The following is an 18,962-nucleotide window of genomic DNA, read 5'->3' as shown; positions in this document are numbered from 1 at the left end:
ACTTCCCCTCCTTTTCTAATACACTTAGACAATCACTAGTAATATCCTTCTCTAGTAAAAAAAGACATCATCATATGCATGTTTCTAATAAAACCGCCATGATAATGTCTTCTCAAAAAAGTAAAAATTAATTATATATAATAATAAGATTAAACGTTATTTATTTCTTAAATAATCTCTTTCTAAATACGAACATACTTAGTGCGGAAAGAACAAGTGTTATGCCAGAAAGTAAAGTCGAAGTGCTAGCTTCACCGCCTGTTGATGGTAAAAATTTCTTGCCTTCCTCTGGCTTATTAGTATGTTGTTTATTTAAAGTGTCTGCTTTTCTTCCCTCGTTTTCAACAACTTGATTATTCCCTTTTGGCTCTTGATCCAATCCTGTTGCTGATTCTTTTACTTCTTTCTTTGGTTCTTTCGCTTCTTCAACTTCTTTTGTTCCTTCAACTTCTTTTACCGGTTCTTTCACTTCTTCTTTTGGTATTAATTTTTCTACTATATTCTGCATTACAATGCCACTATATAATATGCCAGTCTCATAATGATCTGCATCTAAATCAAATTCATATATTTTTTCTCCTAAAGTACGCCAAATGATTCCCTCATCAGTAAGCGTTCCACCTTCACTCTTTAGTGTAATTTTTTCAATTGGCTCTCCCTCTAAATCATATACAGAAATTTTCACTTCTTTATTTATTTCTACATCATCCAAAATGACCTTTTGCCTTCTAACATCAATTGTTATCCACTGACCTAATTGTATTAATGGCCTTACATCACGAATCTCATTTTCAGCTAATTTTAAACTAAGTAAGTCTAGCATTGATCCAAGAACCGTTACATCTTTAATACGATTATCTGTAAGATTTAACCACTGTAAATTTTCCAATGAAGATAGTGGTGTTATATCTTCAATTTGATTATGAGATACATTCACATTATTCAATTGTTTCAAGTTTGAGATGAACTCAATATTTTTCAGGCCTACTCCTTCTAAAGTGAGTTTTTCTAAGTTCTTCATATACTCTAAACCTGTTATATTTTTTATCTCATTTCCATTTTCTTTAAGTATCTCTAATTTTTTAATCTGTAATAAATCTTCTTTTGTAATAGGAGCGTTTAAATTCTCTCTACCTAAATTCTCTTTATTAATATGTTGTTGTAAAGTTTTATCGAGAATTACATTTTCCTTTTGTTCATTATCCTCTTTTATTGTTTCCTTGATTTCGTCTAATCTTTCAACAACATTTTGAATTACTGTTCCATTAAACTTAATACGGTTCTCTTCTGGCTTTATATCCAACGTAAATTCGTATGTTTTTTCACCAGTAGTCCCCCATTTAACAGAACCATTATTAACTATCCCATCTTCACTCTTCAATTGAATAGTATCAAGTGGCTCTCCTAGTAAATTATAAATAGGTATTTTAACTTCCTTATCTTTTTCTACATTATCTAAAAAGATTTTTTGTCTTTGAATATCGATATATATTCTTTTTCCTAGCTCTTGAACAGGTCTAACATCACGAATTTCATTTGAACCTAGCTTTAAATCATATAAGTCTGTTAAGTGACTAAGTGGCGTTATATCTGAAATATAGTTTTCTTCTAAATTAAGTGATTGTACAGTAGATAATCTTGATAAAGGTTCGATGTTTTCTAATTCATTTTTAGCAAGATCTAACTCTACTAATTTTTTCATTGATGTAATATGTTCAATATTCGTAAGTCCATTGTTACTTAAAGATAAGTTTTTTACATTTTTCAATTGCTCAATTCCAGCAAGGTTATCATTACTAATTTGATTATTTGCCACAGTCAAAGTCTTTAAAGATTTCACTGTAAATAATGGTTTAATATCTTTTATATAATTACTATTTAAATCTAGCATTTTAATCTTCTTCATTTGGCTTAATGGGCTTAAATCTGAGATTTTATTGTTTCTCAAAGTTAAAAACTCAATATGCTCTAACTCAGCCAAAGGTCCAATATCTTCAAGTTCACCATAGGTTATACTTAATGATTTTAATTGTCTCAATTCCGAGATAAATTTTATATTTTTTAACTTAACTTCTTCCAAAGTTAAGTTTTCTAAGTTCGTCATATATTCTAGACCGCTTACGTCTTGTATTCCTTTATTTTTAGCTTCAACGACTATTAAAGATTTAACTTTTAATAAATCTTCCTTAGTTATTGGGGTATCTAGATTTTCTCTATTCAAATTATATTTATTAATATGCCTTTGTAGTTGCTTATCTACTATTACATTTCCAATTCCATCTTGTTGATCCACTTTATCCTCTTTATTTTCCTTTTGTTTTTCTGGAACATTGTTCTCTAAATTCAATGTATTTACTTCAAACTGTACTTGGTACTTATTATCATAGGTCATTGTTGGAATATAAATATGCATTCGCATATTATACCTTTTTCCTAATTCCCCTACTTCAAACTGAATCACTTTCGTTCCATTTTTCTTTTTATCTTCTGATATTACTTTCACATCATGAAACACACCTGGAGTATGAATATCCTCTGTTTTCAAGTATTGAAAGAAATCACTATCACTTAATGTTGCTGTTACAATTTTCTTTCCATTCTCAATTGTTAATTTCGGATCCTTTATATAAACAGCTGCCATAGACTCTTCATTCGTTTTATCTTTATACGCTTTAATAACAGCTTCATATGTACCATCTTCTAAACCTTGTCCAGTTTTATTCGCCTCAATTGCTACTGCCGCTAAAGCAGGTGTTGAATAAACAGCAAACGGAAGTGATAACGCTGCCGCTATAATCATTGCATTTATACGTTTTCTTTTATTTTGTTTCAACTTTACATCTCCTCCGAAATATATAATTCGAAATGTAATCATTTCTCGAATAAATGATAATGATTTTCATTATCATTGTCAACTAGAAAAATAAAAAGTTTACAAAAAAAGAACCTCTTTAAAAGAGGTTATGCCATTTTCTCACCTGATTCTTCTCTAAAAAAGCTTTTCATCGCATGAAATACGTCTGCTTTTTGCTTTAAAATATAGTATCTAAAGTTTTCATCTTTAATATTTTTATAGGCTGACATGAGTGTACTATGGCGGTTGTACTGATTCACTTCCCCATACCCAAACATATTACACTTCTTCATTAGCTCTTCAACAAGTTTTACACATCTAGCATTATCTGATGTTAAATTATCACCATCTGAAAAATGGAATGGATAAATATTATAGCGGTCTGGTGAATATTTATTATCGATAAGTTCGAGTGCTTTTTTGTATACAGAAGAACAAATCGTTCCGCCACTTTCTCCTTTTGAGAAAAACTCTTCCTCTGGAACTACTTTTGCCTCCGTATGATGGGCAATAAATTCAATATCTACTGTTTCATACTTTGTGCGTAAAAATCTTGTCATCCAGAAAAAGAAGCTACGTGCCATATATTTCTCCCATATTCCCATCGATCCACTCGTATCCATCATCGCTAATACAACAGCTTTTGAATCTGGCTTTAATACTTCATTCCAAGTGCGGAACTTTAAGTCTTCTTGGTGAATTGGATGAAAAGATGCTTTACCACTCATTGCATTTCGTTTATATGCGGATATCATTGTTCTTTTCTTATCGATATTTCCCCATAATCCTGTTTTTCTAATGTCATTAAATTCAACATGTTCAATCCGGTTTTCATCCATTTCTTTTCTCTTTAAATTAGGCAGTTCTAACTCTCTGAAAAACGCTTGCTCTAATTCTAAAATAGAGACTTCAGCTTCATAGTAATCTTCCCCAGCTGCATCTCCTGCTCCTTGCCCTTTTCCTGGCCCTTTTTGTTTTTGACCACCTGATCCATCTCTCGCAACGACATCACCAACTTTGCTGTCACCGTTTCCTTGCCCAACATGTTTATTTTTATCATAATTGTATCTAATCTTATATTCATCTAGAGAACGAATTGGTATTTTTACAACATCCTTGCCATTAGACATAACTATACTTTCTTCTGTTACAAGATCGGGTAAATTATTCTTAATTGCCTCTTGTACTTTTTCTTGATGGCGCTGTTGGTCGTCATATCCTTTGCGATGGAGGGACCAGTTTTCCTGTGAAATCGTATAATTTGGTTGATTTTCTTCGCCCATTCCTTTCCCTCCTTACTGTAATTGTCTTCCTGTATGAACAGCAATCTATAAATTTTGTTCTGTAATGTCCAAGCTAGAATGTTTGAAAGGTAACTGCCCACAGAAAATCATCCCATAAACATTTATAACGTTTTTCATACAATACCCCGAGCATCCTAAACAAAATTTTGCCACTCACATAATAGAAAGAAATATTCAGCCACTGATAAGAAAGAAACACAATGCATTGTTGCACATATTTTTACTTTGCAACATATTGTATTGTGTTGGCTTTTTTCGTATGAATGGTTGGTTACTCTATCATATGCATATTGTAAAAATAATTGACAATAAATTCATAAAATTGCATCTTAATTTATTACATTTGGACAAGGTATGACACTTTATACACATATGAACGGATAATAAAACGCTGTCCCGCAAAATACAAGAGACAGCGTTTTGTTATCAAACTATCTGTTTAACAAGCTACCTACATAGCGTAGTAATTCATTTGCTGAAGAAGAATTATAGCCATGCTCATCAATTAAACGCGCAACAACATCATTGATTTTCTTAAGCTGATTTTCGTCCGGCGTTTTCGTTGACGTTGTAATTTTCACTATATCTTTTAAATCAGCAAATAGTTTTTTCTGAATCGCTTCACGAAGACGTTCATGTGAATTATAATCAAAGCGTTTTCCTTTACGGGCATAAGCAGAAATGCGAATTAAAATCTCTTCACGGAACGCTTTCTTAGCATTTTCTGAAATTCCAATTTGCTCTTCAATTGAGCGCATTAATTTTTCATCTGGACTCATTTCTTCTCCTGTTAACGGATCACGTAATTTCGATTTATTGCAGTACGCCTCGACGTTATCTAAGTAATTATCCATAAGCGTCTTAGCTGATTCTTCATATGAATAAACAAACGCTTTTTGTACTTCTTTCTTCGCGATTTCATCGTATTCTTTTCTCGCTAATGAGATGAAGTTCATGTAACGTTCACGGTCTTCATTACTAATGGATGGATGCTGATCTAGCCCATCTTTTAAAGATCTAAGTACATCTAACGCGTTAATAGATGGTACCTCTTTTCGAATGATTGTAGACGAAATTCGGTTAATGACATAACGAGGATCAATACCCTTCATACCTTCATCTTGATATTCGCGTTGTAATTCTTCTACATCAATCGCATTATAACCTTCTACCGTTTCTCCATCATACAAACGCATCTTTTTAATTAAATCAATATCCGGACGCTTCGGATCTTTTAAACGAGTTAAAATGGTGAACATTGCTGCAACGCGAAGTGTGTGTGGTGCAATGTGAACATTCGATACATCACTTTCACGAATCATTTTTTCATAAATATGTTCTTCTTCACTTACTCGTAAATTATAAGGAACTGGCATTACAATAATTCTTGAGTGCAATGCCTCATTTTTCTTATTTGCTATAAATGAGCGATACTCTGTTTCATTCGTATGCGCTACAATTAATTCATCTGCTGAAATAAGCGCAAATCTTCCCGCTTTGAAATTCCCTTCTTGCGTAAGTGATAATAAGTGCCATAAAAACTTCTCATCGCATTTTAACATCTCTTGGAACTCCATCATTCCTCGGTTTGCCTTATTTAATTCTCCATCAAATCGATACGCACGCGGATCTGATTCTGAACCATATTCTGCAATCGTAGAAAAATCCAGACTACCTGTTAAATCTGCAATATCTTGTGATTTTGGATCAGACGGGCTAAATGTACCAATCCCTGTACGGCGATCTTCAGAGAAGAAAATACGCTCTACAACTACATCCTCAATTCTTGATCCGTATTCTTGCTCTAAACGCATGACATTTAGTGGTGATAAATTCCCTTCAATTCTAACCCCATACTCATCAAAGAAATCATCTCGTAAATGATGTGGAATTAAATGCAGTGGATCCTCGTGCATTGGGCATCCTTTAATTGCAAAAATTGCTCCGCGATCTGTTCTTGAATATGTTTCTAATCCTCGTTTCAACATTGTAACTAACGTTGATTTCCCTCCACTAACAGGACCCATTAATAATAAAATTCTTTTTCTAACATCTAATCGTTTTGCAGATGGATGAAAATATTCCTCTACAAGACGTTCTAGAGCATCCTCTAATCCAAAGAGCTGATTACTAAAGAAGTTATACTTTCTTCTACCATCAACTTCTTCAATTCCAGCATCTTTTATCATATTGTAAATGCGAGAGTGTGCTGTTTGAGCCACCCATGGTCTTTCTTTCACAAGCTCCAAATACTCCGCAAACGTACCTTCCCATTGTAAACGTTCTTCTGCTGCTCGATGCTGTTCAATCTTTTTTAGAATATCCATTATAGCTCCTCCCCCATCTCCTTGTTCAATCGGATTATTATAAAAGGTATGCTAGGATGTCCTTAAACATTCTTTAAATCAAAACGAAATATATAATAGCACACTAAAATTCTCTCCAAAATTCAAAGAAAATTCTGTATAATATAGGTATTAACATTTTTACACTGCTATTCATTATAAATAAATTCTTTTCTTCTAAGAACCTTACATACATTTTGGGTAATAAATAAAACTCATGAACCGAAAAAAGTAAGGAGGATATTAGTATGAAATTATTATTAATTTTAGGTGTATCACTCACATTTCTTACAGCTATTTTTACATCCGGTTACAATGACAAACCAGGTACACATAAAAAATGATGTGCTTTTAGCACATCATTTTTTATTTATAATACATATTTTCCATATCATATTTGGATAGTGGTCGGCTATAATAATAGCCTTGTACAAGCTTCACATTCTTTTCTTTCAAAAACTGTATTTGCTCCTTTTTTTCTACTCCTTCTGCAATTACATTTAATTCTAAAGTATGAGCTAAATGAATAATTGCAGCTGTAATATTCGTATCACGTTCATCTATATGTATACCTTCCATAAAAGAACGATCAATTTTTAAAGTATCAATTGGATATGTTTTTAAATAACTTAAAGATGAATAGCCTGTTCCAAAATCATCTAAATGAATCTTTAAATTTTTCTCTTTTAATTGTAGTAACACTCTCTTCGATATATCTTTATGTATAAGAGCTCCTTCTGTAACCTCTATCGCTAATAAATGAGTTGGTACATTGTACTTATTTAAAGCCCGTGTAATCATCTCTATTAATGTAATAGAACGAAAGTGTCTAGCTGAAATATTAACTGCAATTGGGACCACATCATACCCTTTATTTAACCATTCGCGCAATTGCTGACACACTTGATTTACTACCCATTCATCCAGCTTAATAATAAATCCTGTTCTTTCTGCCAACGGAATAAATTGGTTTGGAGAAACAAATCCTAATTCCTTATTCTCCCACCTTATTAAAGCTTCCATACTAGCTATTTTTTTCGTTTCAATATTAATTTGTGGCTGATAATATAAGAAAAATTCATTTTTTTCTATAGCACGGTGCAACTGGTTTTCTATTATAAACCTTTGTTCACGCTCACAGTCTAATCCACTACAATAAAAATGATAGTGTCCTTTTCCTTTTTCTTTTGCTTTTTCTAAAGCAGCATCGACTCTCTGAAATAGTATTTTTTCATCTTCTCCATCTGCTGGAGCCATTACAATTCCAATTGACGCACTTAAATATACATCTTCTTCTTCGATTACAAAATATTCACTAATATTTTTCAGTATGCTTTTTGCAATTTCCTCTACATATTCTTTCGTTATATTTTCTATCAACATAACAAATTGATCATCGTGTTCTCTAAATAAGTGCATATCTTCTATTTTTAGATTGCTTAAACATTCTGTAACTTTTTGTAATACTTTATCTCCCTCTTTATGACCAAATGTATCATTAATACGATGAAACTCATCTAAATCTATAAATACAAGTGCAAAATTTACACTCTCATTTAAAAAAGTATTTAACTTATTTGTACATGAAATTCTATTCATTAATCCCGTTAACTGGTCATAGTAAGCTAAATATTCTGTTCGCATTTCGTTTAATACTTGCCTTGTAACATCTCTCGTAACAATATAAATCCCAACAATTTCACCGTTCACAATAATCGGGATAGTTCTCAAAGAAATATATAGCTCGTACCCTTCTTTATGAACATATTTCTTTGAAACAATTTGTTTTGCTTTTCCTTGCATCGATCCCTTAAATATAATTTGAAAATCTTTTTCATATTCTTTATTAATGAATTCAAAAATAAATTTATTATTTAATTCCTCATACCGGTATCCAAATATTTCATACGTTGCCGGATTTGCATATGTAACTCTCCCTATAGAATCTATAGATATAATTGAGTCATTATTATATTCCAGTAACGACTTAAATAACATTTGTTTTTCCTCTATCTCTGTCTTCTCCTCAATTTGAGCTGTAATATCTCTTGTAATACAAATAACAAATTGACATATTCCTTCTTCGTCGCAGACAGGATTAAGTGAAGATTCATAGTGTATCTCACCTTTTGGTAAATTGACTACATCACAAAAGGTGTGTGCTTTCGCTTCTCTCACTACTTTTGCATATTGCCTTTGCAATATCCCCGCTATATCTTTTGGTAATACTTCTGCAAAGGTTTTTCCATAGCACTCTTCGCTTAACCTAGCATAATCCATTCCTATTTTATTCACATACATATATTGAAACGTTTCATTATCAATAACTTTCAATATGAATACTAAATCTTGAATAGCATGTAATAATCCTTGTCTAATTAAATCCATATCTATCATACTTAAAAAGGTATTTTGATTACTATATTCTTCCTTCATATTTATCTCAACCCGTCTTATCTATTTTTAATCATATATCCCATTCTATATGATTATGTCCTCTCTTTTAAATGTATGATTATATATTATTTTTATTTTATAAAAAAAAGTCGCCATATGGCGACTTTTAATAAACGATTTCTAAATCTAATCCAGGGTAATTTTGTTGACGGAACGCTTCATAAATTAAAATTGCTGCTGTATTAGATAAATTTAATGAACGTACTTTATCTGTCATTGGAATACGTAAACAATGATCAAAGTTTTCTTCGATTACATTAGCTGGTAAGCCGTTTGTTTCTCTTCCAAATACAAAATAGTAATCCTTCTCGCGCTTGCTATAGTCAAACGCTGTATGAGCTTTCTCGCCATACTTTGTTAAATAGAAGAATTCACCGTCTTTATTTTTTTCATAAAATTCTTCAATTGAATCATAGTACGTAATTTTTACGTGCTGCCAATAATCTAATCCTGCACGCTTTAACATTTTATCATCCGTTGAAAATCCAAGCGGTCTAATCAAATGTAATTCTGTTCCAGTTGCTGCACAAGTACGAGCAATATTCCCTGTATTTGCTGGAATTTCTGGCTGATATAAAACAACATGTACTCCCACGCGATATTCACCTCTGTTTTTTGTCTACTACGTATTATACCACTTGAGCGAAAAATCTCTACCCATTAATAATATGAAAAAATTTATATTTCATTTGTGGTGTATATTTACTAGAGTCTTCATAGTTCCAATAACGTCGACGACTATTCGCTGAATGTGCATTTACAAGCGGCATACCATCTGCATCTTTTGCTACTACAATCGTCGTATGATTCCATCTTCCGTCATCCTCGAAATCATAAGCAATGACATCTCCAAGAATAAGTTCTTCTGGCCTCTCTACCGCCTCTGCTCGAAGTCCTGTTGTAGCACCTGACAAATACCAATAAAAAGAATGTGCAACAGCCCAGCTCCAGCTCCACTGATTCTCCCTTTGCCACCATCCTTTACGAATATTAGGATATCCGCTCATAGGTACTTCTCCAGTATGAAGACATTGAGAAATGAAATTCGTACAATTATCAGGGAAATTACGATACATAGGATTTCGGTCATCCCACCAACGCTCTGCATATTTCACTGCCTCTAAACGATTATACTGATAAGAACCGTACTTCTCTTTCGTAATTTCCCTTTCTAATGTCTCACCCATTCTAATTTCTTCTGACACTTCAATAGCATAATCGCCTATAATCCGACTATTATTTAAACAAACTCTTCGTTTTAATTGTTCCTCTTCAATATAAAATAATTCTTTATGCTTAATTAAATATTTAAAATGTATTTGATAATCAATTTCTTGATGGTCATTACTATTTAATTGTCTAATGAAAGAAACATCCGCAGTTGCTTTCACTATATGTGCACTACGTCTTTGAAACAATTGTTTCTTTCTCATTGCCATTTGTAGTAAATCCTCAGCAATACCATCCACATTCGTTCTTTTCTCCGTTATATATGCTAAAAATTGTTGTACTTGGTTTTCAATCTTCGTTTTTACAACCATTCTGTCTCCCTCCCATATTACAATATGAAAAAGGGAAATATTATCTACTCTTTTTTCTGTGCTAACAATTCAAGCCCGCGATTCATTTCATGAAGCACTTCTTCATCTTTCTCACGTTCCATCGCTTTCTCAATCGCTTCGCCTACTCCATCTCCGCCAATTTTCCCAAGTGCCCATGCTGCCGTTCCGCGTAGTACTGGTCTTGGGTCATCTTTCATAACACCAATTAAATCAGGAATTGCCGATGTTTCTTTAAAATGTGCTAATGCTAAAATCGCATTTCTTTGCAGTGGTTTTTTCCCTCTCCATGACCCTGACATAATCCCATATTTCTCTTTAAAATCACGATTACTAATTGTTAAAAGTGGCGTTAATAATGGTTTAACTAGCTCAGGATCCGGCTCCATCTCAGGATGATTATGAAAATCCATTCCTTTGTTTTTCGGGCAAACAGTCTGACACGTATCACATCCATATATACGATTTCCTATTTTATCGCGATATTCTTCAGGTAGGAACCCTTTCGTCTGTGTTAAAAACGCAATGCACTTCTTCGAATCTAACTGTCCCCCCTGTATTAAAGCACCGGTAGGACAAATATCGATACATTTCGTACAGCCCCCGCATTGATCTTCTATCGGCTTATCTGGCGGGAATGGAACATTTGTAATCATTTCCCCTAAGTATACGTACGAACCAAATTCAGGTGTAATAATAGAGCAGTTTTTACCGCTCCATCCAATGCCTGCACGCTCTGATACAGCTCGATCACTTAATTCACCTGTATCAACCATGGACTTCACTTCTATATCCGGAAGTTTTTCAATTAAATATGCTTCTACTTTTTGCAAACGATCTCGTAAAACAAGATGATAATCTTGTCCCCAAGAAGCACGACAAAAAATCCCACGGCGTTCTCCACGCTTACTTAATGGTGCATTTTTTAATTTTGAAGGATATGCTAAAGCAATCGCAATAATTGATTTAGCACCCGGTAATAACAGTTGCGGATTCGTTCTCTTCTCTATATCAGGCTCTTCAAATCCAGATTGATAATTTAATTGTTGTTGCTGGATTAAGCGCTGCTTTAATTCCTCAAAAGGAGAAGCACTCGCAAAGCCTATTTTATCTATGCCAATTGTTTTACTATACGCAATTACATCTTGCTTTAATTGTTCAAAATCCACTCTTAATCGCCTCCTCAGATGAATCCATCCCTTATGTAACGACTCTATTGGTTAGTAATTCACTTTTGGAATACTATTATTTACTTCTATTTTCGCATGTAATTAGGTTTTTCAAACATTAAAAAACGCAATGCCTCGTTTATCTCGGAAACGAAACACTGCGTTGATCACAATTTATAGAAAAACATTTAATAAAATTTGGAGCGGGTGAAGAGAATCGAACTCTCGACCAGAGCTTGGAAGGCTCTTGTTTTACCACTAAACTACACCCGCAAATATGAATTACATATAAGATATTAGAATAACTTATGTAAAGTAGTATAGCATGTAAAAAAAGTAGAGGCAAGAATTTTATCGAAAAAAGTCGAAAAAGTGATGAGAGACCTCATCACTTTTTCAATTCTTTATCAATTGCCTTCTTCATACTATCGAAATCAGGGTTTGCAAGATTTCCGTTTACATATACAGAAGGAGCACCTTGAACTTTTAATTTTTGAGCACGATCTGAATCTTTACGTACTTTTTCTTTAATGTCTTTACTGTGTAAATCTTTCTTAAATTGCTCTACATCAACTTTTGGAAGTTTCTCTTTCACAATGCTAAGAAGCAAATCTTCTGTAATCCATTCTTCCGTATCTTTCTTTTGATTTTGATAAATCTCATCATAGAAAATCCAGAATGAATCTTTATCTTGTTTATAAATTGCTTCACCAGCTGCTGCACCTAAATCCGAGTCTTTTCCGATAAATGGGAAGTTAATAAAATATAACTGCACTTTGCCTTTATCAATATACTCTTCTTTTAATCGAGGTAATACTGTTACATCCCAAGTACGACAAGCAGGACATTTAAAGTCTCCAAATTCAACTACCTTAACTGGAGCATCATCTTTCCCTAAAGATTGTTGCGTAGAATAAGCAAACATCTCATTCCCTTTATCTTTTTTGTCATTTATGATGCTATACGCAATTGTTCCAATTACAATCAATACTGCGATAGAAAAAACTATACCAAGAGCCATGAGTTTATTTGATTTCATATACATTCCTCTTTAAATTCATATTCTGTATACAGCATTGTACACAATACACATAATATCAACACTTATATACGTCACGCAATGAACACGCTCACATAAATTACAAAAACACAATAATTGTGACGATATTGTGTCACAATTTGTCACAATTTATTCAAAAAAAGAAGCTCCTCTGTAGGAACTTCTCTTAACTTACTGCTTTTTTACGCGCGCTATTTAACATCGACTGCTCTATTTTTATATCATGACGAATTACTAATTTCTCACTAACTGCTTGAACATACTCATCATGGCTTATATAGCCTTCTTTCTCCATTAGTCTCAAAACGACATTTCGTCTCTCTACTGCTTTATCATAGTTTTGGGCAGGTGAGTAATAAGCAGGTGCTTTTACTACAGCAGCCATCATTGCACTTTCAGCCAACGTTAATTGGTTCACCTTTTTACCGAAGTAAAGGTTTGCTGCTTTTTCAATTCCCCACGCTCCTTCTCCATAATAAATATTACTTACATATAATTTTAAAATTTCATCCTTCGTAAATGTGCGTTCAATTTTTTTCGTATAAAAAATCTCTTTCCACTTACGAGAAAATGTACGTTCATTTGTTAAAAAGGCATTTTTAGATAGCTGTTGTGTAATCGTGCTTCCTCCTTGTACGACACCACCAGCCTTTATATTCTCAACTGAGGCCCTAATAATTGCTATATAATCTAAACCGTTATGATGATAAAATCTTTTATCTTCTGTCGCAATAAATGCATGTGTTAATGATTCTGGCACCTCTAACTTAGCCGGTACATGTAATTTACTAATATCACTTTTCTCAATCATTACATTTCCAATGAATAATAACGTACAACTTAACAATAATAATAATATAATGGCTTTATAAAAAAGTTTAGTCATTGGATTTAATGCAACTTTTTGATGATAGTTCACCCTAGATAATACTCGTTCTTTCATCTTGAACACCTCTTTTCCACACAGCATATAACTCTTACTTTAAGAATACATTGTTGTAAAAAAATATCCCATCGATTTCTCTTACACGTACCTTACATCATTGTAAGGTATAAAGTGAAACTTTAATGAGCCCTCATCAATCAGGCTTACTGCCCAGCAAATAGTGGGATAAAAAAGTATTGTATCACAGTATTTTTTTATCTACTATTCATCTGAAATATTGAATATAGGTTATGTTAAAGCACGAATAACCAATAAAAGAGAAACCCTTAAGACTATTATATTTTCACTTTACACTTTAATTATATCATCTACAAATATATATACTTTTGACTATCTAGTAATCTAAATGTATATAACATATAGATTTATTATACAGAACAAACGTTCTACAAATCAATACTAGTGCTATTATTATTTTGACCTTTTTCTTAAACAGTATACAAAAAAGAGTAGTGATTCGAATGTATCTCAAATCGGCTACTCTTTTCTTTACAATCTTCCTATTAAATTATACGGCTGTACTTCCCACGTTTCATACGGAATAAAATGTGTTGCTCTCATTGCATCAAGCGTTCTGGATTTCATATGAGGACGCGTTATATACTCATCTATGTTCTCTTCATTTAAATCAACAAATTTAGCCTCTTGTATCTCTTCAGGTTGAGTTTTTATTTCACCACTTATATATGCTACTTTAAAAACAACAGCTAGAATATGCATAGAGGTATTATAATAAACCCCTGTAATTCCGATAGGCTTCACCGTTAACCCTGTTTCCTCTTTTATTTCCCTACAGACAGCTTGATCGAGCGCTTCGCCCTCTTCTACCTGTCCTCCTGGCAACTCCCACGTATCAGCTCGCCAGTGCACTTTTGTTAATAACACTTCATTTTTTTCATTTGTTAAATAACCTGCTACAGCAACTATATGCTTTGGTGTCTTATGTTCCATATTAAGCCTCCTAGAGATAATGAATATTATATATCCCTATAATCATATTCACTACCTACAACAAAATACCTTTAATACTTCATCACCTTAATTAACTTCATAAAAAAAGACCCTATCCGCTAAGCGAAAAGGGTCATCTATCGTATTACTCTCCTAAGTCTACGTTGTGATAAACTTGTTGAACATCTTCCAAATCTTCTAATGCATCAACCATTTTCTCAAATTGTGCTTGAGCATCTTCAGGAAGTGTTACATCACTTTGTGCAAGCATTGTTAATTCTGCAACTGTAAACTCCTCAACGCCAGCACCTTTAAGTGCAGATTGTACTGCATGGAATTGATCTGGTTCAGCATACACGATAACAGAATCTTCTTCTTCTAGAATATCACGTGCATCTACATCTGCTTCCATTAAAATTTCAAGAACTTCATCTGATGTTTTACCTTCAAGGCCGATAACAGCTGTCGCATCAAACATGTAAGCTACAGAACCGTTCACACCCATATTACCACTGTTTTTGCTAAATGCAGCTCGTACATCTGCTGCAGTACGGTTTACGTTATTTGTAAGTGTATCTACAATAACCATAGCTCCATTTGGTCCGAATCCTTCATAACGAAGCTCGTCATAATTTTCTTCTGAACCGCCTTTTGCTTTTTCAACTGCACGATCAATAATTGTTCTTGGAACATTGTATGTTTTCGCACGCTCTAATACAACTCTTAGCGCTTGGTTTGATTCTGGATCTGGCTCGCCTTGTTTTGCTGCCACATAAATTTCACGCCCAAATTTCGCGTATATACGGCTTGTATTTGCATCTTTTGATGCTTTTTTGTCTTTAATATTGTTCCATTTACGGCCCATACTTTCCACTCTCTTTCCCGTTTTAAATCTACATAAAAATATTAATATGAAATATAATGTGTGTTCAACACATTTTTAAAAGAAATATAAAAAGTTCATTTTTGATTCATATTACAGACATAATATAAATCACTATCATTTTGTTCTTTCGACAAGTTATATTATACATGAATTCCTACGTTTATTACGAATTTTAGAAGCACATAGTATAATTTAACAAAAAGACTCTAACATTTCTGTTAGAGTCTTTTATATTGCTGACACCTATTTCCATAATATTCCCATAATTACTTTCTATTGTTGTATAATAAAAATAGGGAAAAATTTGAAGAAAAGAGAGAGGGAGAATTATGACACATTCAAATGAGAAAAAAGCACATAGTCTTAAAGGGATAGAAGAAAAGTTAAACCCAACTATCTATCAAGTGAGATTCATGAAATTAGATGAACCAATTCAATTTGAGTCGTTCCCTAAATTAAAAGATTTAGGGGACTGGTTAAGTACTTCAACGCATATGTGGGCATACCACTCAACTATGTATAAGTACAACAGAGAAGGGTTTGAAAAGAAGTTTTTAGAGGTTACAAACTTAACCGTTGATAATGTACTAATATCTACTGGTGGTATCGGATTTAACTTCATGTCACCGGGGTGGAGAAATTCTCTCTAGAGTACTCGAAAAAAATATTGTATATACAATATTTTTTCTGCTTATTTTGTCATGTAATGAAAAGAAAACAAAAAAGCTCTATACTAATCGTATAGAGCTTTTTTACGCCGTTCATGATACCGATGGTCGGGGTCGAACCGACACTCCCGAAGGAACACGATTTTGAGTCGTGCGCGTCTGCCAATTCCGCCACATCGGCACAAAAGAAAAGGCGGCAACCGGATTTGAACCGGTGATAAAGGTTTTGCAGACCTCTGCCTTACCACTTGGCTATGCCGCCATATAAAATTTATTGGAGCGGAAGACGGGATTCGAACCCGCGACCCCAACCTTGGCAAGGTTGTATTCTACCACTGAACTACTTCCGCAAAAATGGCTGGGCTAGCTGGATTCGAACCAGCGCATGACGGAGTCAAAGTCCGTTGCCTTACCGCTTGGCTATAGCCCATCGAATTCTTACTTAATTATATGTAAGTATCCATTAGATTATTTGTAATTTTTAAAATAAAAATGGGGCGACTGATGGGAATCGAACCCACGAATGCCGGAGCCACAATCCGGTGCGTTAACCACTTCGCCACAACCGCCATGTTGTGTAAATATATTTTGGCAGGGGCAGTAGGAATCGAACCCACACTGGAGGTTTTGGAGACCTCAGTTCTACCTTTAAACTATGCCCCTATGTAAATGGTGGAGGGGGGCAGATTCGAACTGCCGAACCCGAAGGAGCGGATTTACAGTCCGCCGCGTTTAGCCACTTCGCTACCCCTCCGAAACTTACATGGTGCCGGCTAGAGGACTTGAACCCCCAACCTACTGATTACAAGTCAGTTGCTCTACCAATTGAGCTAAGCCGGCGTATTTTATTAAAATAAATGGTGGCTCGGGACGGAATCGAACCGCCGACACGAGGATTTTCAGTCCTCTGCTCTACCGACTGAGCTACCGAGCCTTATTAAAATGGCGGTCCCGACCGGGGTCGAACCGGCGATCTCCTGCGTGACAGGCAGGCATGTTAACCACTACACCACGGGACCATTTGGTTGCGGGGACAGGATTTGAACCTGCGACCTTCGGGTTATGAGCCCGACGAGCTACCGTGCTGCTCCACCCCGCGATAATACTATTCATATAAAATTTATATGGTGGAGGATGACGGGATCGAACCGCCGACCCCCTGCTTGTAAGGCAGGTGCTCTCCCAGCTGAGCTAATCCTCCAAAGTGGTGACCCGTACGGGATTCGAACCCGTGTTACCGCCGTGAAAGGGCGGTGTCTTAACCACTTGACCAACGGGCCAAATATTATAAATCCTATGGCGGAGAGCAAGGGATTCGAACCCTTGATACGCTTGTGACGTATACACGATTTCCAATCGTGCTCCTTCGGCCAACTCGGACAGCTCTCCAATGGCTCCGCAGGTAGGAATCGAACCTACGACCGATCGGTTAACAGCCGATAGCTCTACCGCTGAGCTACTGCGGAATAATATTGCCTGGCAACGTCCTACTCTCACAGGGACAAGGTCCCAACTACCATCGGCGCTAGAGAGCTTAACTTCCGTGTTCGGTATGGGAACGGGTGTGACCTCTCTGCCATCATTACCAGACATTATTCTTTTGAGACAATCATTATTATAACTTATTTACTTTAAAAGTCAACAAGTTTTTTATGTTCTCTCAAAACTAGATAACATTGCTACATATTATATGGTTAAGTCCTCGATCTATTAGTATTCGTCAGCTCCACATGTCACCATGCTTCCACCTCGAACCTATCAACCTGATCATCTTTCAGGGATCTTACTAGCTTACGCTATGGGAAATCTCATCTTGAGGGGGGCTTCATGCTTAGATGCTTTCAGCACTTATCCCTTCCGCACATAGCTACCCAGCTATGCCCTTGGCAGAACAACTGGTACACCAGCGGTGCGTCCATCCCGGTCCTCTCGTACTAAGGACAGCTCCTCTCAAATTTCCTACGCCCACGACGGATAGGGACCGAACTGTCTCACGACGTTCTGAACCCAGCTCGCGTACCGCTTTAATGGGCGAACAGCCCAACCCTTGGGACCGACTACAGCCCCAGGATGCGATGAGCCGACATCGAGGTGCCAAACCTCCCCGTCGATGTGGACTCTTGGGGGAGATAAGCCTGTTATCCCCGGGGTAGCTTTTATCCGTTGAGCGATGGCCCTTCCATGCGGAACCACCGGATCACTAAGCCCGACTTTCGTCCCTGCTCGACTTGTAGGTCTCGCAGTCAAGCTCCCTTATGCCTTTGCACTCTACGAATGATTTCCAACCATTCTGAGGGAACCTTTGGGCGCCTCCGTTACACTTTAGGAGGCGACCGCCCCAGTCAAACTGCCCACCTGACACTGTCTCCCGGGTCGATAAGACCCGTAGGTTAGAATTTCAATACAGTCAGGGCGGTATCCCACCAGCGCCTCCACCGAAGCTAGCGCTCCGGTTTCAATGGCTCCCGCCTATCCTGTACAAACTGTACCAAAATTCAATATCAGGCTACAGTAAAGCTCCACGGGGTCTTTCCGTCCTGTCGCGGGTAACCTGCATCTTCACAGGTACTATAATTTCACCGAGTCTCTGGTTGAGACAGTGCCCAAATCGTTACACCTTTCGTGCGGGTCGGAACTTACCCGACAAGGAATTTCGCTACCTTAGGACCGTTATAGTTACGGCCGCCGTTTACTGGGGCTTCAGTTCAGAGCTTCGCTTACGCTAACCCCTCTCCTTAACCTTCCAGCACCGGGCAGGTGTCA

At 35.6% G+C, this 18,962-nt stretch carries 12 protein-coding genes, 16 tRNA genes and 2 rRNA genes (1 of these 30 running past the window's edge); 1 reads left to right on the top strand and 29 read right to left on the bottom strand.

The window, feature by feature from the left end; all coding sequences use genetic code 11:
• Nucleotides 1-160: 160 nt before the first annotated feature.
• The 12 genes from NST27_RS02790 to NST27_RS02735 all read right to left on the bottom strand — a co-directional run bounded on the left by NST27_RS02790 (nt 161) and on the right by NST27_RS02735 (nt 15,510).
• Nucleotides 161-2,833: an NEAT domain-containing protein gene (locus NST27_RS02790; protein ID WP_047385575.1), complete on the bottom strand. Its 2,673-nt coding sequence runs from the start codon at nt 2,831-2,833 to the stop codon at nt 161-163.
• 128 nt (nt 2,834-2,961) lie between these two features.
• Entirely contained in the window at nt 2,962-4,137 is a 1,176-nt protein-coding gene (yhbH, locus tag NST27_RS02785; protein WP_000503518.1) for a sporulation protein YhbH, read from the bottom strand.
• A 452-nt stretch (nt 4,138-4,589) separates the two neighbouring features.
• The gene (locus NST27_RS02780) at nt 4,590-6,485 is read right to left on the bottom strand and encodes a PrkA family serine protein kinase (protein ID WP_000353273.1); all 1,896 of its coding nucleotides are present in this window, start codon (nt 6,483-6,485) and stop codon (nt 4,590-4,592) included.
• A 384-nt stretch (nt 6,486-6,869) separates the two neighbouring features.
• Complete coding sequence (locus NST27_RS02775) at nt 6,870-8,939, bottom strand: sensor domain-containing protein (RefSeq protein ID WP_000657167.1); 2,070 nt, start codon at nt 8,937-8,939, stop codon at nt 6,870-6,872.
• 127 nt (nt 8,940-9,066) lie between these two features.
• Complete coding sequence (gene trmL / locus NST27_RS02770) at nt 9,067-9,555, bottom strand: tRNA (uridine(34)/cytosine(34)/5-carboxymethylaminomethyluridine(34)-2'-O)-methyltransferase TrmL (protein ID WP_000538147.1); 489 nt, start codon at nt 9,553-9,555, stop codon at nt 9,067-9,069.
• Nucleotides 9,556-9,613: 58 nt separating this feature from the next.
• On the bottom strand, nt 9,614-10,501 hold the full coding sequence (locus tag NST27_RS02765) for an amidase domain-containing protein (RefSeq protein WP_000260594.1): 888 nt from the start codon (nt 10,499-10,501) through the stop codon (nt 9,614-9,616).
• Between the two features lie 44 nt (nt 10,502-10,545).
• Nucleotides 10,546-11,688, bottom strand: a complete 1,143-nt coding sequence (queG, locus tag NST27_RS02760; RefSeq protein ID WP_047385573.1) for a tRNA epoxyqueuosine(34) reductase QueG — start codon at nt 11,686-11,688, stop codon at nt 10,546-10,548.
• A 199-nt stretch (nt 11,689-11,887) separates the two neighbouring features.
• Nucleotides 11,888-11,961 (bottom strand) — tRNA-Gly (locus NST27_RS02755).
• A 115-nt stretch (nt 11,962-12,076) separates the two neighbouring features.
• Nucleotides 12,077-12,727, bottom strand: coding sequence for a DsbA family protein (locus tag NST27_RS02750; protein WP_000841306.1), 651 nt, complete (start codon nt 12,725-12,727; stop codon nt 12,077-12,079).
• Between the two features lie 187 nt (nt 12,728-12,914).
• Nucleotides 12,915-13,691, bottom strand: a complete 777-nt coding sequence (locus tag NST27_RS02745; RefSeq protein WP_000664715.1) for a transglycosylase domain-containing protein — start codon at nt 13,689-13,691, stop codon at nt 12,915-12,917.
• A 492-nt stretch (nt 13,692-14,183) separates the two neighbouring features.
• Nucleotides 14,184-14,645 carry an NUDIX hydrolase gene (locus NST27_RS02740; protein ID WP_000400456.1) on the bottom strand — a complete coding sequence of 154 codons (462 nt, stop codon included), beginning with the start codon at nt 14,643-14,645 and terminating at the stop codon, nt 14,184-14,186.
• A gap of 145 nt (nt 14,646-14,790) precedes the next feature.
• Nucleotides 14,791-15,510 (bottom strand): YebC/PmpR family DNA-binding transcriptional regulator, encoded by a 720-nt coding sequence (locus NST27_RS02735; protein ID WP_000532952.1) that lies wholly within the window; start codon nt 15,508-15,510, stop codon nt 14,791-14,793.
• A gap of 350 nt (nt 15,511-15,860) precedes the next feature.
• Here NST27_RS02735 and NST27_RS02730 point away from each other — a divergent pair, with 350 nt between their 5' ends.
• A complete protein-coding gene (locus NST27_RS02730; RefSeq protein ID WP_000149818.1) occupies nt 15,861-16,181 on the top strand; it encodes a DUF3884 family protein in 321 nt (106 codons plus the stop codon).
• A gap of 117 nt (nt 16,182-16,298) precedes the next feature.
• On the opposite strand, the gene NST27_RS02725 is transcribed toward NST27_RS02730, so the two are convergent.
• From NST27_RS02725 to NST27_RS02645, 17 genes are all read right to left on the bottom strand, one after another.
• A tRNA-Leu gene (locus tag NST27_RS02725) sits at nt 16,299-16,380 on the bottom strand.
• A 10-nt stretch (nt 16,381-16,390) separates the two neighbouring features.
• Nucleotides 16,391-16,461 (bottom strand) — tRNA-Cys (locus tag NST27_RS02720).
• Nucleotides 16,462-16,474: 13 nt separating this feature from the next.
• Nucleotides 16,475-16,549 (bottom strand) — tRNA-Gly (locus tag NST27_RS02715).
• Nucleotides 16,550-16,554: 5 nt separating this feature from the next.
• Nucleotides 16,555-16,629 (bottom strand) — tRNA-Gln (locus tag NST27_RS02710).
• Between the two features lie 63 nt (nt 16,630-16,692).
• A tRNA-His gene (locus NST27_RS02705) sits at nt 16,693-16,768 on the bottom strand.
• Nucleotides 16,769-16,788: 20 nt separating this feature from the next.
• A tRNA-Trp gene (locus NST27_RS02700) sits at nt 16,789-16,862 on the bottom strand.
• 7 nt (nt 16,863-16,869) lie between these two features.
• Nucleotides 16,870-16,953 (bottom strand) — tRNA-Tyr (locus NST27_RS02695).
• Between the two features lie 10 nt (nt 16,954-16,963).
• Nucleotides 16,964-17,039, bottom strand: a tRNA-Thr gene (locus NST27_RS02690).
• 18 nt (nt 17,040-17,057) lie between these two features.
• Nucleotides 17,058-17,133, bottom strand: a tRNA-Phe gene (locus NST27_RS02685).
• Between the two features lie 9 nt (nt 17,134-17,142).
• Nucleotides 17,143-17,218: transfer RNA gene (locus NST27_RS02680), tRNA-Asp, on the bottom strand.
• 3 nt (nt 17,219-17,221) lie between these two features.
• Nucleotides 17,222-17,298 (bottom strand) — tRNA-Met (locus NST27_RS02675).
• A gap of 26 nt (nt 17,299-17,324) precedes the next feature.
• A tRNA-Val gene (locus NST27_RS02670) sits at nt 17,325-17,400 on the bottom strand.
• Between the two features lie 4 nt (nt 17,401-17,404).
• Nucleotides 17,405-17,479, bottom strand: a tRNA-Glu gene (locus NST27_RS02665).
• A gap of 17 nt (nt 17,480-17,496) precedes the next feature.
• A tRNA-Ser gene (locus NST27_RS02660) sits at nt 17,497-17,588 on the bottom strand.
• A 2-nt stretch (nt 17,589-17,590) separates the two neighbouring features.
• Nucleotides 17,591-17,665: transfer RNA gene (locus tag NST27_RS02655), tRNA-Asn, on the bottom strand.
• An 8-nt stretch (nt 17,666-17,673) separates the two neighbouring features.
• A 5S ribosomal RNA gene (rrf, locus tag NST27_RS02650) occupies nt 17,674-17,789 on the bottom strand.
• A gap of 100 nt (nt 17,790-17,889) precedes the next feature.
• Nucleotides 17,890-18,962 (bottom strand): 23S ribosomal RNA (locus tag NST27_RS02645) (it continues 1,849 nt past the right edge of the window).

It is taken from the genome of Bacillus sp. FSL W8-0770 (genome assembly GCF_038008705.1).
Classification (GTDB): domain Bacteria; phylum Bacillota; class Bacilli; order Bacillales; family Bacillaceae_G; genus Bacillus_A; species Bacillus_A cereus.
Note: the sequence above shows the minus strand (reverse complement) of the source record. Positions and strands in the feature narration are given on the sequence as shown.

What these genes read in the sequence shown, in the direction of transcription:
- NST27_RS02750 (WP_000841306.1), bottom strand. Translation starts at nt 12,727, where the DNA reads ATGAAATCAAATAAACTCATGGCTCTTGGTATAGTTTTTTCTATCGCA.
- NST27_RS02740 (WP_000400456.1), bottom strand. Translation starts at nt 14,645, where the DNA reads ATGGAACATAAGACACCAAAGCATATAGTTGCTGTAGCAGGTTATTTA.
- NST27_RS02780 (WP_000353273.1), bottom strand. Translation starts at nt 6,485, where the DNA reads ATGGATATTCTAAAAAAGATTGAACAGCATCGAGCAGCAGAAGAACGT.
- yhbH (WP_000503518.1), bottom strand. Translation starts at nt 4,137, where the DNA reads ATGGGCGAAGAAAATCAACCAAATTATACGATTTCACAGGAAAACTGG.
- NST27_RS02745 (WP_000664715.1), bottom strand. Translation starts at nt 13,691, where the DNA reads ATGAAAGAACGAGTATTATCTAGGGTGAACTATCATCAAAAAGTTGCA.
- NST27_RS02775 (WP_000657167.1), bottom strand. Translation starts at nt 8,939, where the DNA reads ATGAAGGAAGAATATAGTAATCAAAATACCTTTTTAAGTATGATAGAT.
- NST27_RS02735 (WP_000532952.1), bottom strand. Translation starts at nt 15,510, where the DNA reads ATGGGCCGTAAATGGAACAATATTAAAGACAAAAAAGCATCAAAAGAT.
- NST27_RS02730 (WP_000149818.1), top strand. Translation starts at nt 15,861, where the DNA reads ATGACACATTCAAATGAGAAAAAAGCACATAGTCTTAAAGGGATAGAA.
- NST27_RS02765 (WP_000260594.1), bottom strand. Translation starts at nt 10,501, where the DNA reads ATGGTTGTAAAAACGAAGATTGAAAACCAAGTACAACAATTTTTAGCA.